At 29.9% G+C, this 16,192-nt stretch carries 13 protein-coding genes; 4 read left to right on the plus strand and 9 right to left on the minus strand.

Annotated features, from left to right (window positions below; translation table 11 throughout):
* Positions 1 to 36: 36 nt before the first annotated feature.
* From BVC87_RS18340 to BVC87_RS23515, 3 genes are all read right to left on the minus strand, one after another.
* Positions 37 to 648, minus strand: coding sequence for a helix-turn-helix transcriptional regulator (locus tag BVC87_RS18340; protein WP_075343865.1), 612 nt, complete (start codon positions 646 to 648; stop codon positions 37 to 39).
* A gap of 100 nt (positions 649 to 748) precedes the next feature.
* On the minus strand, positions 749 to 2,605 hold the full coding sequence (locus BVC87_RS18345) for a tetratricopeptide repeat protein (protein WP_075343866.1): 1,857 nt from the start codon (positions 2,603 to 2,605) through the stop codon (positions 749 to 751).
* 38 nt (positions 2,606 to 2,643) lie between these two features.
* Positions 2,644 to 2,814: a hypothetical protein gene (locus BVC87_RS23515; RefSeq protein ID WP_159439386.1), complete on the minus strand. Its 171-nt coding sequence runs from the start codon at positions 2,812 to 2,814 to the stop codon at positions 2,644 to 2,646.
* Positions 2,815 to 2,986: 172 nt separating this feature from the next.
* Between BVC87_RS23515 and BVC87_RS18350 the strand changes: the two genes are divergently transcribed.
* The 3 genes from BVC87_RS18350 to BVC87_RS18360 all read left to right on the plus strand — a co-directional run bounded on the left by BVC87_RS18350 (position 2,987) and on the right by BVC87_RS18360 (position 7,224).
* Entirely contained in the window at positions 2,987 to 3,511 is a 525-nt protein-coding gene (locus BVC87_RS18350; RefSeq protein ID WP_075343867.1) for an RNA polymerase sigma factor, read from the plus strand.
* An 80-nt stretch (positions 3,512 to 3,591) separates the two neighbouring features.
* Complete coding sequence (locus BVC87_RS18355) at positions 3,592 to 4,512, plus strand: FecR family protein (RefSeq protein ID WP_075343868.1); 921 nt, start codon at positions 3,592 to 3,594, stop codon at positions 4,510 to 4,512.
* Positions 4,513 to 4,545: 33 nt separating this feature from the next.
* Positions 4,546 to 7,224, plus strand: coding sequence for a TonB-dependent receptor (locus BVC87_RS18360; protein ID WP_075343869.1), 2,679 nt, complete (start codon positions 4,546 to 4,548; stop codon positions 7,222 to 7,224).
* 434 nt (positions 7,225 to 7,658) lie between these two features.
* Here the strand turns inward: BVC87_RS18360 and BVC87_RS18365 are convergent, their stop codons facing one another.
* From BVC87_RS18365 to BVC87_RS18390, 6 genes are all read right to left on the minus strand, one after another.
* Positions 7,659 to 8,726, minus strand: a complete 1,068-nt coding sequence (locus BVC87_RS18365) for a M14 family metallopeptidase (protein WP_075343870.1) — start codon at positions 8,724 to 8,726, stop codon at positions 7,659 to 7,661.
* A 1-nt stretch (position 8,727) separates the two neighbouring features.
* On the minus strand, positions 8,728 to 10,074 hold the full coding sequence (locus tag BVC87_RS18370) for a DUF3526 domain-containing protein (protein WP_075343871.1): 1,347 nt from the start codon (positions 10,072 to 10,074) through the stop codon (positions 8,728 to 8,730).
* Between the two features lies 1 nt (position 10,075).
* Positions 10,076 to 11,521 (minus strand): DUF3526 domain-containing protein, encoded by a 1,446-nt coding sequence (locus BVC87_RS18375; RefSeq protein WP_075343872.1) that lies wholly within the window; start codon positions 11,519 to 11,521, stop codon positions 10,076 to 10,078.
* 6 nt (positions 11,522 to 11,527) lie between these two features.
* Entirely contained in the window at positions 11,528 to 14,023 is a 2,496-nt protein-coding gene (locus tag BVC87_RS18380) for a TonB-dependent receptor (RefSeq protein ID WP_075343873.1), read from the minus strand.
* A 26-nt stretch (positions 14,024 to 14,049) separates the two neighbouring features.
* Positions 14,050 to 14,742 carry an ABC transporter ATP-binding protein gene (locus BVC87_RS18385; RefSeq protein ID WP_075343874.1) on the minus strand — a complete coding sequence of 231 codons (693 nt, stop codon included), beginning with the start codon at positions 14,740 to 14,742 and terminating at the stop codon, positions 14,050 to 14,052.
* A gap of 167 nt (positions 14,743 to 14,909) precedes the next feature.
* Positions 14,910 to 15,260 (minus strand): hypothetical protein, encoded by a 351-nt coding sequence (locus BVC87_RS18390; protein WP_075343875.1) that lies wholly within the window; start codon positions 15,258 to 15,260, stop codon positions 14,910 to 14,912.
* Between the two features lie 307 nt (positions 15,261 to 15,567).
* On the opposite strand from BVC87_RS18390, the gene BVC87_RS18395 reads away from it, so the two are divergent.
* A complete protein-coding gene (locus BVC87_RS18395; protein WP_075343876.1) occupies positions 15,568 to 16,173 on the plus strand; it encodes a hypothetical protein in 606 nt (201 codons plus the stop codon).
* Positions 16,174 to 16,192: the final 19 nt, after the last annotated feature.

The raw sequence follows: 16,192 nt of genomic DNA on the forward strand, positions 1-16,192 counted from the left end.
CAAAACAACCACACACTTAATATAAACAACTAAATATCAGATAGTTAATTTAGATTCCAAAAATTCAACAATAGAAATTGTATTTGGAGCTTTAATTTTCTTCCGTAGTCGATAACGATTTACAAAAACACTGTCTACAGAGATTCCTAAAACTTTTGCTATTTGAGTATTATCTAATCCTAATTTTTCAAGAGCAACTAATCGTTCTTCTGACTTAGTTAGATGAATGTTTTTTTCTTTTATTTTCTTAAAAAATAATGGATATACTTGATTGAAGGTTTCTTTAAAATTGTACCAATCGTCTTGAGTGAGTATTTTTTCAGCAATTTTATCGTGTAATTTTTTAATTCGTTTATGGACTATAAGCTCTTTTTCTTGTCTCCTAAGTAAAATCTCTTGTTTATTAATCTTTGTAGAAAGCTCATGGATTAAAACTTCAAATTCTTTCTCTTTTTCTAAAAAATTGATTTTATCTCTATCTTTTTTTCTCTCATATCTAATCTTTAAGATATAACTTACTACTCCTGTAATAGAAATCAAAAGAAATAGTACTACAAGTGTATATAAGTTGGATAAGAGTAAGAATTCAGGTTTTACTACATAAAAATAGGGTCGAAATAGTTGTAAGAAAATAAATTCTATGTGCATGTATAGTTTTTAAGTAAAACTACATGCTGATGATCTTACATTGTTAAAATAGCACTATACAATTCACTATACAAAACATAGAACACTAATAAACAAAACATTAACTAAAATACTCTATTAATGAAATATCAGTCGGTGCTTGAATTTTTCTACGTAGTCTATACCTGCTCATAAAGATAGTATCTACAGATACTCCAAGCATATTGGCTATTTCGGAATTATCTAAACCTAACTTTTCCAATGAAACTAGTCTTTCTTCTGCCTTAGTTAATTTATAGCCCTTATTCTTAATATCTAGAAAGAAATTAGGGTACACATTAGTAAATTTTTCTTTAAAAGTGTACCAATCTTCTTTAGTCAAGATTTTTGTTGCTACTAAATCCTGAATTGTAGTTACTTCTTCTTTCTCTGTTACTTTTTCTTTCAACTCTTCCAATTGAAACTGCAAGAGTTCTTGTTCTTTACTTTTTTGCAATAATTGATTGGTAAAGTTGGTCAATTCTTTTTTATTTCTTAGTATTTTTTCTTGCAACTGTTTTCGCTTTTGTTTTCCCCTCCACCAAATCCACGATCCAATGAGTACTAAAGAGAATAAAATTGCAATTAACATATTTCTTTTACTTTTTGCTATTTTCTTTTCTAATTCTAGCTCTTGTATTTCACTTTCTTGCTGTAAAATTTCTTTTTCTTTTTGAGTTGTTTCAAATCGTGTTTGATGAAATGCTAATGCATTTGTCAATGAAGATTTATGTACAGAATCTTTTAAATTTATATAATTATTTTTGTGTATTAATGCTTCTTTATATCTACCTAACTGCTCATACACCATGGCTAACAATCTTTCAACTTCTTGCAAATCATTATTTCTAGATGATTTTTTCTCTACGAATTCTTTGGTTTCTAATAATAAAGCTAAAGCTTTTTCTGATTCTCCTTTTTCAACTAAATAATGCCCTTTATACAGATTAGCAGCGTACACCATTTTTTTATGGCTTATTTGTTTTTCTAATTGTAAAAAGCTTTTGTAGATTGAATCGGCAGCTATCACATTTCCTTGCTTTATTTTTAAGAAAAGTGCTACTTTTTTAGCTCTTATTTCATTGTAAAGATTCAATGAAATATCCTTTATAGCTCGTTTATAGTATTGAGATGAATCTAAAAACTTTTCTGCTAAATGAAACTTATTATCTTGTGTAGCCTCCAATGTTAATGATAAATAGAAATATCTTAAATTATCATATAATTTATACTTCTTACTTTTTCTAATAAGCTTTTTAATGTTCTCATTAGCGAGGCTTTTCAATCCGTTTCTCTTATAGATTAAATCTAGTTCTTTAGATACTAAAAACATATATTCATAATCCTTAGCTTTTTCATATAAATTATTTGCTAATTCATAATGCTTTATGGCTTTGATAAAATCGCCTGTATTTGAATACGATTGCCCTGTAAAGAAATAAGCATCAGCAGCAAAAATAATATCTCCCGATTTTTCGAATAATTCAGCTGATTTTAAATAATTTTCAATAGCCTTTTTATACGCTAATTCAGAGAAATAAATACCACCTTTTTTTAGTAAGATATGTGCTTCAGAACTTTCCTTGTTAAAATTAGATTTAAAAGAGAGCATAGAGTCACATAACTGTAGCCCTTTGGTATGCTCTCCCTTAATAATATGCTGTTGTATTAAAAAACGAGATTTAGATGCCATAAAATCATATTCTTTGAGTTCTTTTGCCAAAGACATATATTTTTTAAGACTAGGGATTAAGTCCTGATGATTTTTTCGAATCATTTCTCTTGTTAACAGATCTAATACTTGCAACCTTTTAGATTTCTCAGCCGTCTTATCTAATACAACTTGTAATGAATCTACTTTGGTTTGAGCATTGGTTTTATATGTAGTACTACATAGTAAACATAATAGCAAGCATTTTACAAAGTCAACATTCCTCATTTTTCTAAATTTCGTTTTTTAATAAAAATCCTTATGCCTTATGCCTTTTGCACATCTATAATCATCATTTTATACCCATTAAAAGCACGTTCTAACTTCGCCTGATATAACCAATGAAATCTACCTTTATACATGATTGGTAAAAACAAAAATGTATTGATTGTTTCTCTTACTTTAAAGTTTTTTCGTGGTCTAATGTTAAATAGCATACTCGTTTAGTTTAAATTAATAATTCTTAAAACATTGTTGATTTTTATTTCAAATCAACAATACCCTTCTAAACTTTGTACAGGTAACTTTTATATTTCCCTAGTTTATTTTTCTATAAAAGTTTTAAAAGATTTATTTTTAATAGCTTTGCGATGTATAATTCTTTACTAGATGTCTAAACAAAAAAAGTCTCTTTGTGAGGAGCATAATTTTGATGCTTTATTTAATACCTACTATGAAACAGCTAGGAATTATATATACTATAAGTGCGGTAATTTGCAACAGGCTGAAGATATTGTGCAAGATGCATTTATAAAAGTTTGGAAACGCTGTGCCGATGTAATTTATGAAAAAGCCAGATCATTTTTGTATACCATTTGTAATAATGCTTTGCGTAATGAGTTCGATCATCAAAAAGTAGTTTTAAAACACGAAGCTACATTAGTTAAAGATGATCGAGATGACGAAAGCCCTGATTTTATTTTGGAAGTGGAAGATTTTAGAAAAAAGTTAGAAACCGCTATTGCTAACTTATCAGACAAAGAACGTGAAGTTTTTCTTTTAAGTAGAATTGACAAGAAAAGTTATAAAGAAATTGCAGAAATTACTAATATTTCTGTGAAGGCTGTAGAGCGTAGAATGAGCAATGCTTTTATTAATTTAAGAGATGCTTTAGGCGATCATTTAAAATTTTAAGTAGGGTAAATGTAAATTTACCTGTACAGTAATAAAGAGCTCTTTGTATTGACGCTCTCTAATTTAGTATTTACACACAAATGAGTAATAAAAATATATATGAGTCTGATCCTTCTTTTTTAGCTCGATGGGCTGAAAATAAGCTGACAGCGGAGGAAGTTCAAGCTTTTGAAAAGACAGAGGCTTACCAAGAGTTTCTTCGTATAGATCAAACTGCACTAGAATTAAAAGCGCCACCTGTGGATAAAGCTGCTGCTTTACAAAAAATAAAAGAAAAGATTCATTTTAAGAAAAAAGTGATATCGTTTAAACCGTATTGGTATGCCGCTGCAGCCTCTGTTGTAGTATTGTTAGGCCTTTTTTCTTTATTTAATGCTACAACAAGCTACACCATTCCCAATGGTGGAGAACATTTAGCTATAGTATTACCCGATGGTTCTAAAGTGCAACTTAATGCAGGTTCTGAATTAACTCATAAACGTTTTTTCTGGAAGAATAATAGGACTTTACATTTAAAAGGTGAAGGATATTTTGAAGTAGAAAAAGGACAAACTTTTACTGTTGAAACTGACTTTGGTAATGTATCTGTTTTAGGTACAAAATTTAATGTTAAAGCTAGAAAAAACAACTTTGACTTGCATTGTTTTGAAGGTGCTGTACGTTTTGATCAAAAAGATACTGGTGCTTCGAAAGTATTATATAAAGATGATGCTATTTCTATCACCAACAACACTACCATTAAAGAGGAAAAAACTACTAAAAATGTTCCGAATTGGATGCAACAAATCAGTATATTTAAGGAGCAACCTTTACAAACTGTATTAGAAGAATTAAGTGTCCAATACAATGTAAGTTTTGAAACCAAAACAACAGATGTAACACGATTATTTTCTGGAAGTTTTGTTCATAACAATTTAGACATCGCTTTAAAAACAACATTAACACCAATGGGTATCTCTTTTACTTTGTCTAAGGACAAAAAGACTGTATATTTACCCTAATTAAAATTACGTTTTTATTTTATCATCCCTCAAATGCGACTACGTTTATTAACTCTATTCGTTTTATGTATTAGTGTATTCTCTAATGCACAAGAAACACTTACTGTAAAGTATAAAAATACATCACTTACTGAAGCTTTAAAAAATATCGAAACAAAGACTGGTATTTTATTTTCTTATGCGCAAGAAATTGTGGTAGGAAAAAAAATCACTGTAATTCAAAAAAATATCGACGTTGATTTACTTTTTACTAAAATTGAACGTCAAACAGATTTACACTTTGAAAAGGTATCTCCAAAACAAGTGATTATTACAAAAAACACAAATCTTTGTGGTTATGTAATAGATAATTTTACTAAAAAACCAATTCCTTATGTGGATATTGTTTTAGATGAAAAAAATTATACTACTACAGATGATAAAGGTTATTTCGAGTTTAGAGACTTACCCTACACTAATGCAAGTATGGCATTAGATATTAATATTCTTGGTTATAAAGCACTTAAATTTCCTATAACTTTTCAAAAAGAATGTTTTACAATTGAATTGGTATCTGAATTAGATGAACTAAGTGAAGTTGTTGTGTCTGGCTATGTTACTTCAGGAATTGATAGGAATAAAGATGGATCTATTTCTGTGGATACAAAACGTTTAGGAATCTTACCTGGATTAGTTAGTCCTGATATTTCACAAAGTATACAGTTAATTCCTGGTATTTCAACTTTGGATGAATCTGCAACAGGTATACAAATTAGAGGAGGATCTCCAGATCAGAACTTAATATTATACGACAATATTAAATTGTTTAACACTGGATATTTCTACGGAATGTTCTCTTTATTTAATCCTTTTGCTACACAGAAGGCTTCTATTTTCCGATCAGGAACTAGTGCTAGTTACGGAGATCGTGTTTCTGGTATTATTGATATTTCTAGTGGAGATATTATTCCGCAAAAAACAGAAGGAGGATTTGAAATAGATGGACTTTCTCTAAATGGTTTTGTTAAAACACCTTTATCTGAGAAAGTATCTTTATATGCATTTGCTAGAAGATCATATTCAGATATCATTGAAACACCAACGTATCATAGTTATGCTGATAAAATCTTCACCAATTTTGGAGTGGTCAGAGATATTAATGGGAATATTTTAGATCTTGAAACGGATGATGATTTTAGCAGAGAAACAAGTAATAATGAGTTTTCTTTCGCTGATTTTAATGCCAAACTTATCATAAAACCTAACGATAGAAATGCTATTTCAATTAGCGGATTATACACACAAAATTCGTTAGATTTTGATTTTGATGGTGGTGGTGAGGAAAAATCTGTAGACGACTTAAGTACTGAAAATAAAGGATTAAGTTTTAAATGGACACATATTGCAAATGACGATAAACAACTATCACTAACTGCTTATTTTTCTGAATATGATTCTTTCTATCAAAATGATGAATTAGAAGATGAAACTGGTGATGGTAATTTAGATATTACTGAAATTAATATTCGGGAAAATATTATTACTGATGTTGGGCTAGACTTTAAATTCAAACAACAATTTAATGAGCGCCATAAAATACAGCTAGGATACCAATTATCTAATACGGATTTAATGGTAGATATTCGTAAAATAAAACCTTTTGAGACGAGTGAAAATGAAGACGATTTACAAGATATTAATAATTTGAAAAATGCTGTATTTGGAGAATATACTTATGCTTTTAAAAATAAAGGTTTTTTAAATGGTGGACTTCGTTTTGTACATTATAGTTCTCTTGATAAATTTTTAGTAGAACCTCGTATTAATTTTGAATATCCGATCACTAATCAACTTCGATTTAAGACTGCTGTTGAAAGACGCAACCAACCCATATCTCAATTGGTAGAGTTTAATAATACCGAGCTTCGTTTAGAAAATAATTTGTGGCGTTTATCTGATGGAGAACAATTTCCTTTATTGAGTAGCAACCAGGTTTCTGGAGGTTTATTATATCACCATAACAAATTGAATATAGATGTTGACTTGTATTATAAGGAATTAGAAGGATTAACCACATTTACTAATGGTTTTAGTAATCCTTTAGAAAATTTAGAACAAGGAAATAGTACTATAAAAGGGCTTGATTTATTATTAAAATATAAATGGGAAAATTATAAAATATGGGCTGGATATACATTTAATGATATTGTATTTCAGTTTCCTAATCTAAAAAATACACAATCTCGTTTTCCAGGTAATAATGATATCACACATCAATTTAGAATTTCTAATACATTAACACTTAATAAATGGCAATTTTCTTTAGGATGGCAAATTCGAAGCGGTAGACCTGTTACTCCTGTAAATAGTTATGTGATTAATATTGATGCTGATGGTGAAAATGCTGGTGTAGTTGATTTTGGTGCTATCAATAGTGATCGTTTACCAACATTCCATAGACTTGATGCTTCTATTTTACATGATTTTAAATTGAATTTAGGTAAGAAAAAACTAAATGCTCAATTTGGAGTATCTGTATTGAATATTTATGATAGAGTAAAACCGTTGAATTTAATTTACAAGGCTGAACGTAAACCTTTAGATGACGGAGGAATTGCTATTCCTGGAACTACTGGGGCAACTCCTGAAGAGTTAGAGGTAATACTAGAACAAGTAATTCAACGATTCTCTCTTGGTTTTACTCCAAACGCAGTACTTAGAGTACAGTTTTAATATTTAAATGACTTCGATATAATTTTACCTTGACTTTCTTATAAAGGAAGTCTTTGCGAGCGTCCCTGAATTGTTTCCTGAGGCTCTCGAAGGAAAAAGAAGAGGAAATAAAGCAATCTTTCTCTTAAAAACGAGAGTTTCGTTATTAAATTAACAAATTACTTCTTCACTTTACTATGTTTCATTCATTGTAACGATGTAATCAATTGATTTACCTGTTTAAAAATGTATTCTTAAATCGAGCTCATGTTAGTATTACGTGAGTCTCGTTTAAGAATAAAGGTGTCACTTCGAGTGAAATTCATTAGAGTAAAACGGAAATGAATTTTATATCGAGAAGTAAAAGCGTTGTTCTCGATACAATTTCACCTCATTATCATTCTGTAAAATCACTCGAACTAACAAGGATTTCTTATCCAAGATTCACGTTAATATTATTTACTTACATCTCCAATAACAACTATTGTATCGCCTTTATTTATTGGAGGTGTACCTAATATTAATAGAATTAAGCCACTATGCTTCGCATAAATAGTTTCTAATGTTCTCCCAAAATAATCTGTTATCTCCCCTATTTTCATTCCTTTCTTTACATAATCACCTGACTTTTTATTAGGATAGAAAATACCATTATGTTTACTTTCTTCAGAATATCGTTGATCTATATATAAAAATGCATCCTTTTGTTCAGCCTTAGTTAATGAAATAGTAGTCATATTTAAATATAATAACATATTTAATACACCTTTTTCAATTTTATTCACCAAGCTCTCCTCTACTCCTCCAAGCTTTCCACATTCAATATCTACAGATGGAATTCCTCTTTTGAAAGCTTCAGCCGAACAATATAAACTTGATTCATCTTTTTTTACATAATTTTTACCATCCGTTTTGAAAACAATAATATGATCGAATAGTAAAGATGCTGCCATAGCTCTTCCTTTTTCAGATACTTCTGGCATTGATGTATTTGAATAATAGGCAGCATATGATGTTAAATCTTCAGGTGCGTCACCTGCATGAGCATCTAAGAAGAAATCTGATTTAGCAATTACATTTGTTGTAATAAAATCTGCTATTTTTTCACTTATAGTTCCTTTAGCATCACCTGGGAATACTCTATTCAAATTTTTATTATCCAATGGATTCGTAAATGGTGAACGTTTAGTAAAACTTCCTAGACTAGCAATCTGAACTAAAATAACTGTCCCTTTTAATAACTTAGGATTTATACTTTTTATCAATCGTTGCCCTGCCAAAATTGGTGGATATTCATATCCATGTACTCCAGCTGTGATACCTAAAACTGGTCCTTTTTCTATACCATGAAAAACAGTAATTGGAATTGATGTTGTAGTAGTTCCTTCTTGAATTGGAATCGTGAAATGTTGTTTTGTTCCCGGTTCAATAGACGCTCCATAAAATGGAAAAGATGATTGACTAAACAAACACTTTACTGATGAAAATAACATCAGTAAAGTGAATATATATTGTAATTTCATATTAGCTAAAATATTTTAGGTTGCGAAATACTGAAAAACCAACTAAAAGCACTACAATTAATAACATAGGTACAATACTTTTTCCTAAACTGAATTCATTTGTTGGTTTGAAAAATTCAGGTTGGTATTTTTCCCATGCTATTGAACTTGGATCTTGCTTTTCAAAAACTTTTGGATATAAATCTAAACGAATTTTCTCATGAAATTTAGTGGTGGCATCTAAAAAGTCAACATGCTGTGTTAAACTTGTTTTAGCAATATCATTCATACTTAATTGTACTTTTAATGGAGGAAAGAACCGAGCTATCTTTCTACTTAACAACTCTCTCTTTTTAATTTTAGCATACATTGCTTCTCTTTCTTCTTTTGAATCATCATCTCCTAATTGTTGCATTGCATAATACCATACCCAATTAAAACCTTCTGTTTCCATTCCATATTTTCGTAAATGAGGATAATGTGCATAGAATTTCTCATAAGTTGCTATTTTATCTGTATCCCATTTTTCATGATAGGCATCTCTTTGTTTTATTGCCATAGTATAGGCTTCTCCTATTGGATAACTATTGGTTATATAGTTATTCACCAAAACAGGTAAAAATACTACTAATACCAACCAACTTGCTAACAATACTATAGCATTTGTATTGGAAGACTTACGTAAAAATACTACAAACAAGCACAATGCAAACCAAAATAGTATATAACAACTACTTAGAATACACATAGCCATAAAGTCACCTGTAAAAGGAATATCTAATATAATTTTAGCTGCCAGAAACAATAGAATCATCACGCCAAAAACAAACAATAAACGCATAGAAAGTTTTAGTAATAAAAATCTGAATGTTGATTTAGCATGTATAGTAATCATTTTCCATGTGCCTATTTCTTCTTCTTCTGATAAAAGATTAAAAGTTAGTGCAATAATCACTAATGGAAAAAGAAAAATAATGAGAAAACTAAAATCAAGATTTCCTACTTGTAATCGCATTGGATTTACTAAATCTGTATTGTGTTTTTGCCCTTCTAAAGCTACAATACCAACGCTTTGTATATGTGAATTTACATCACTTTGTCCTATCGATATTCCAGCTAAAGGCCGTACAGGGTTGATAAAAGAGAACTTTATATAATAAGATAGTAAACCAATATCATCTTTATGAAAACTTAATTGAGTTTCTAAATGTTTCTTTTGATGTGCTATTGTTTTTTCTACAGCAACTTGTTTCTGATTCAAGAACTGTTTTCCTGTACTGATACTTAAAACTCCTAATACTAATACTATTCCAAAAGCTAATATTACCGTTTTAGATCTTAGAAATTGTGTGATTAATAATGCGTACATTTTAACTTATTTTAAAACGGTTAGAAAACAATAACATTCCTCCTACAACTAGTAATAACCAGATTATTAATACAACTATTGCCATCAATTTATTAGATAAAGTATCAGAAATAGAAATATACTCGTATTTAAAATCTGGAAATGATTTCCAAAGACTACTGTCAATGACGTGTACTTTTCCTTCACTACCTTTCGCCTTATTACTTATGTATTTCATTTGTAACTCATTCATATACTGTGATTGTTTGTATCTGTAGGCTTCTGTCTGTGATAAAAAGTTAACATAAGTATCGAAATCAGTACTAGATAATCCCATTGAAATCTCTTTAACCGCCAAATAAGGATTTAACCATACTAAATTCTTTGCTATACTATTCTGATCTCTATATTTATCGATCAATAATTTATGTTCTCTATTATAAATTAAAGCCGTCTGCTTCTCTCCTTTACTCATAATAAAACCACTATAATTAAATGGGAGTTCTTTTACATCTGTTACTTTATGTACAGATAAAACAGAATCACGAAGTTTATTAAAATATGGATCATCAGGATTATGGCTATCTCCTGTTTTAGAAACTTCTTCTTCTATAGCCGTTCTAAATTCAATTTTTGATGGATTTGGGTATAAATAATTTCCTAATACTTGTGCCGTTTTAGGTATAATAATAAATAAAAGCAACCATAAACCTAATACGCTTAACAAAGCTTTATTTGAATTTTCACTTGTAGCAGAAATAATAACCGTTATACAACACAATAACATAAAAAATAAGGTATACGCTATAGTAATATATGTTGACCTAGTAGCTATCTGACTATTTATAATATCATGTTCTAAAAACGAGATACTCCATAATGCAACCAAAGCTGGTATAAAGAACAAACAAGTAATTAAAAATAAGCCTAACGTTTTACCTAATAAAATAGCTTTCATATTAGCTCCTTGCAAATAAATGATCTTTAAAGTTCCGTTCATTCGTTCAGAAGTTATTGAAGCATACCCTACAAAAAAGATAATTAACGGTAATATGATCTGTAATAACATTGCTATGTTTAAATCTCCAAATCGAATTAAACCTGTGGATAAACTTACTTGAGAAAAATTAGCTGTATTTTGTTGATGCGCTTCTAAAAAGACAGCATTCCCTGTATAGTTTTCTATTCCTGAATCAAAAATACGTAGCGGATGCTGCTCTCGAAATGCAAAAGAACCAAAGTGTGCCATTCGATGTGGGTGTTTATCTGGATTATTATCCCAACTTGCACGTGATTCTTCTTGATGATGTCCAATAATGTGATGTTGTTCTTCAAACGCCTGCCAACCAGTTATAGTGACATAAGCAAGTGCCATTAAAAACACACACCATAGTACTAAAAGACCTTTACTATTAAAGGTCTTTTTAAAGAACTGTTTTGCGATTAAAATTACTATTTGAGCTTTCATCGCTTACTAAAATTTGTACGTAGCATTTAATAAAACATTTCTTGGAGCACCTGGAGCTAATCTTGACGGGAAAAGCCCACCTAACCAATACGTTTTATCAAATAAATTATTGACTTTAAGTGTTAACTGTATCCCTGTATTCGCAGGTTTGTAATATATAGCTCCATCAAATACAGTATAATCTGGTAATAATACTCTAGGAGAAGAGTACCATGTATATCTTTCATCTACATATTGCATACCAAAACCAACTCCAATTCCTTTTAAGATTTTATTACTAAAATCATAACGCCCCCATAAATTTGCATTGTGTTTTGGTGCTCCACCAATACGTTCCCCATTCAGCTCTTCTACTGTATCTTCTATAATTTTAGCGTCTGTATATCCGTAAGAAAACACAAATTGTAGATTAGGGTTTACATAACCAGAAACATCCATTTCAAAACCTTTACTACGTTGCTCTCCTCGTGTTGTTAAGTCTGCTGGATCACCATAAGAATCTCCTATTAAAAGGTTTTTCTGAGTAATATCAAATAATGCGAAATTGGCAAATAGCTTACCATTTAAAAACTCTCCTTTAGCACCAAGTTCTTTTAAACTACTTTCTAGAGGATCAAATCTTCCTGGAGAAGCTCTATTAAAGAACCCTTCTGCACTTGGTGATAAGGACACTGTATTCGTATGTGGCTGAAAACCTTCCAAATACGTTCCATATAGACTAATATCATCTGTAATTTCATAAGTTACACCGAACCTTGGAATAAACGATTGTTGTCTAAATCCTTCCTCTCCTTGTCCTTCGTAATCAAATATATCGTTAAACCATTCATATCTTAAATTCACTAAAGCGGTGAATTTGCCTACCTTAAATTGGTTTTGGATGTAAATACCATCAGATGTGGTTAAATTTGCTGGTATTTCAGTTTGCGTTAATATATAATCACTGGTATTTCTAATGCCATTAAAAGGGTTTGTTAAATCTAAATGAGGTATCCCAGGAATTAGTAATCCGTCAGCTACCTGAAATTCGGTTAAATCACTTGTACCTGGTCTAAATCTTGCATAAGTACCATCAGTTTTTAAATATTGCCTTCTTGCAGTATTTTGACCTCCTATTGTTCTTTCCCAACGCGTAGCATCATAACCTACTAAAATTTTATTAGTAATATTATCACTTACAATATCATAATTAAAAAACGTACTAAAATTATTAGTATTCCAAGCTTGTTGTCTTTCCGCATATCTTAAAGGTGCTAAAGTAGATACCGCTGCTCCTGTTGCGTCGTAGGCTGCATTAAAAGCATCAATCCTATGTTCTTGTAAATCTTCATCCCAAGTTTGTTTCATATACTGCGCGTTAAAGCCAAAGTTGTTTGTAAACTTTTTACTAAAACTCGCCATAAATATGATTTCTTTAGTCTTGTAAAAATCATTAAGTGCCCCAGGATTCAAATTAATAGAAGTACTATTCGGATTGTAATCTACCCCAGGAGCATCAAAGATCGGTTGTCCTCTATCTAAATTTCCTTCTGCATTATTGTAAATCATCTCTACATTAAGTGCTGTTGTTTCGTTAGGAATATAACTTAAAGAAGGCGCAAATAAAATAGCGTTATTATTCACTATATCTCTAAATGAATCTGCTTCTTGATATGCTCCATTAAAACGATATAATAACGTTTTTTCTTCATTTAAAGGCCCTGTAAAATCTGCAGTTGCTCTTAACGTAGAAAAACTACCTGCAGCTATAGATACTTCACTACGTTTTTCTTTTAAGGGTTTTTTAGTTACTATGTTTACAGTACCACCTGGATCTGCACTAGAAAAAGTAACAGAAGAAGGTCCTTTAATAACCTCTACACGCTCTAAATGAGAGGTTATAGGTTGTAAAAAATAAAATTGACGTGTACGCATTCCGTTAACTACCTGTCCATCATCACCTTGTGTAATACCACGAATATTATAGTGATTATATAAACCCGTAGGAGCAACATTACTTACTGTTTTTACAGCTTCAGTAAGTTGAAATGCCTGGCGATCTTGTAATAATTCTTTTGTTACAGCTGAGATGGCTTGTGGCAGTTCTTTATTCTTGATTGCTATTTTGGTAGCTGAGAAAGAATAATCACTATTATAATCTTTACGTTTTCTACCTATTATTTCTACTGATTGTAATAACTCAGCAGCTTCTTTTAATACTATTGTACCTAAATTAACCTCTTGATTTTCTACTACTGTTATTTGTTTAGTATAAGATTTAAAGCCTATAAACGTAATTTGTATTTTATATATGCCTGCATTAGAAACTTGAATACTGAAATCTCCATCCATATCAGAAGTATCTCCTTTTTGTTCTCCCAAATCTTCATTAGCTACCAAAATAGTAGCACCAGGAATTGGATTACTATCAATATCTAAAATTTTACCGGTAATTTTAGATTGTGAAAATCCTGTTTGTAGTACTAATATAAGTACTACAAACACTAAATGTTTGACGTTCATAACTAGTTGTTATATTTATTGGTTGTTTAAATTGTTTTTATATATAATTCTTGTAATTCTTGAGCAGTAATATCTTCTGTTTCGGCAATGTGTACTAAGGTACCTTCTTTCATAATACCTATTCTAGCACATACATTTACTGCATTAAAAATATCGTGGGTAGCCATTAAGATTCCTACTCCCTGTGCTGAAAGTTGCTTACAAGTATTAGCAAACTCTACAGATGTTTTTGGGTCTAAACCTGAAGTAGGTTCATCCATAAGAATATATGATGCGTTCTTAGCTAAGGCAATAGCTATACCAACTTTCTGTCGCATTCCTTTAGAATATTTAGATAGCTTTTTCCTATGAAATTCTCCTGCTAAATTGGCTTGCTCTAAAAAACTAGTTAATTCCTGCCTGCTATAAGTAAAGCCTGCTAAACGACTAAAAAAGTCTAGATTTTCTAATCCAGATAATTTACTGTACAGCTGAACCACTTCTGGAATATAAGCTATAGATTTTCTTAAAGTTGAATTATTAGCAATAGCAGTATCATCTAGTAATGCTTCTCCTGAAGTTGGGGCTAATAAGCCTAAAAAAATATTAATTGTTGTTGTTTTTCCTGCGCCATTTTGTCCTAAAAGACAAAATATTTCTCCAGGAGCTACAGAGAAACTTAATTTATTTAACGCTAAGGTATCGTTATAGCGCTTCGTAAGCTCTTTTGCTTGTAACATAATGAGTGTATTTAGAAAAGTTTGGTTTTAAATTCTTGAGTACAAGAATTTGAATAAGGGTTTTAAATATCTATTTCTATCGATATATGAATAAACTAACAACTTATTAAGCTATAAAACTATGTACATGACTAAGCATACTCGTTTTTTTAGAACACCTATTGTTATTAGCTAGTTTTAGTTAAAAATTTTGGTGGTGATCTCGATTTTTTGTAGCGTAGAAAAACAGTAATAAGCTGATCTTCTTTTTTAGCTACTTGATCTACTATATCATAATCCGCGATAAATAATGATAATATGGAATTAGATACTGATAAGAGTTTTATATCTAAATAAATATCAAATAGTTTACATTTTTCAGATACTTCTATCTTATTTTCTAATGTTGAAAAATTCGAAAATTTCGTTTCATGATGTACATGATGATGGTGTTCAATAGTATGAATAAGTAGTGTTACGTGAATCAAGATAATGACTAACGATAACAGAAAACTTACTATTTTATGATGACTCTTCATTGTAGTACTAGGAATTGAAAATCTTATAACGCAACACCGTTGCAAATATAAAGATCTTGTTCCTTATTACAACTTAGTTTTTATTAAATCTAAATTATAGTATGTTAATTATTTTAACCTTATGGTAAACTTAAATTTACCCTCGAAAAATTGTTTTATTACTCAGAATAATTTAGAGAAATTTTAGCGATCTGTATATGTAAACATTAACTAGAATAAAAGAACAATTATTAATAGAAAGAGCTTGTTTACTTATAAAAGTATTTTAAAAACTTAAAGTTTACTTATATTTAAATGATAAAAATAAATGAGAGCATTAGTATATTTGATAATCCTAGTTTTTGGTATTTCTTGTAACTTTATTAATAGGAATGCCAGTAGTATCCATCAAAATCAAATCGTTTTGGATTCAATATATCGTGTAGAAAAATTAGATACTACAAAAGAGTATCGACCTTTGAGTTTACAATATAAAGGAAAAGCTTTATTTAAAATTGGGGAAAAGATAACTAAAATAGATACTACACTTTCATATCGAATTGATCCTAATATGGACTACCAAAATTATGGAAATATAATTACTGATTACTTAACACTCGATGATTATTTTACCATCGATATTGGGAAGCATTCTTCTCTTAATGGAATTGGATTCTTTTCTGTTGATAAAAAATCAAAACGAATTTTTAATGTCTCTGCAAATTGGTATTTTGATTTACAAGAAAATGATATGGAACAATCTGTAATTGATTCAATAACAAAACGATTATTTCCTGTTTTAAAAGATAAAATTCAATTGAAAAATAATTGGATTTATAAACTCGAATCGAAAAATCAGATAGAAATATTTAAAATAACAAATAGAGAGATTAACGAAGGATATAATTTGGATTACGAAGTAAAATTGAAATAAAATAAACAGATTAATAACT

The sequence above is a fragment of the Tenacibaculum agarivorans genome (assembly GCF_001936575.1).
In the GTDB taxonomy this organism is placed as follows: domain Bacteria; phylum Bacteroidota; class Bacteroidia; order Flavobacteriales; family Flavobacteriaceae; genus Polaribacter; species Polaribacter agarivorans.

Excerpts from the sequence above, each read along its gene's own strand:
- BVC87_RS23515 (WP_159439386.1), bottom strand. The coding sequence starts at position 2,814 with ATGCTATTTAACATTAGACCACGAAAAAACTTTAAAGTAAGAGAAACA.
- BVC87_RS18355 (WP_075343868.1), top strand. The coding sequence starts at position 3,592 with ATGAGTAATAAAAATATATATGAGTCTGATCCTTCTTTTTTAGCTCGA.
- BVC87_RS18350 (WP_075343867.1), top strand. The coding sequence starts at position 2,987 with ATGTCTAAACAAAAAAAGTCTCTTTGTGAGGAGCATAATTTTGATGCT.
- BVC87_RS18375 (WP_075343872.1), bottom strand. The coding sequence starts at position 11,521 with ATGAAAGCTCAAATAGTAATTTTAATCGCAAAACAGTTCTTTAAAAAG.
- BVC87_RS18345 (WP_075343866.1), bottom strand. The coding sequence starts at position 2,605 with ATGAGGAATGTTGACTTTGTAAAATGCTTGCTATTATGTTTACTATGT.
- BVC87_RS18360 (WP_075343869.1), top strand. The coding sequence starts at position 4,546 with ATGCGACTACGTTTATTAACTCTATTCGTTTTATGTATTAGTGTATTC.
- BVC87_RS18340 (WP_075343865.1), bottom strand. The coding sequence starts at position 648 with ATGCACATAGAATTTATTTTCTTACAACTATTTCGACCCTATTTTTAT.
- BVC87_RS18390 (WP_075343875.1), bottom strand. The coding sequence starts at position 15,260 with ATGAAGAGTCATCATAAAATAGTAAGTTTTCTGTTATCGTTAGTCATT.
- BVC87_RS18395 (WP_075343876.1), top strand. The coding sequence starts at position 15,568 with ATGAGAGCATTAGTATATTTGATAATCCTAGTTTTTGGTATTTCTTGT.
- BVC87_RS18380 (WP_075343873.1), bottom strand. The coding sequence starts at position 14,023 with ATGAACGTCAAACATTTAGTGTTTGTAGTACTTATATTAGTACTACAA.
- BVC87_RS18370 (WP_075343871.1), bottom strand. The coding sequence starts at position 10,074 with ATGTACGCATTATTAATCACACAATTTCTAAGATCTAAAACGGTAATA.
- BVC87_RS18385 (WP_075343874.1), bottom strand. The coding sequence starts at position 14,742 with ATGTTACAAGCAAAAGAGCTTACGAAGCGCTATAACGATACCTTAGCG.
- BVC87_RS18365 (WP_075343870.1), bottom strand. The coding sequence starts at position 8,726 with ATGAAATTACAATATATATTCACTTTACTGATGTTATTTTCATCAGTA.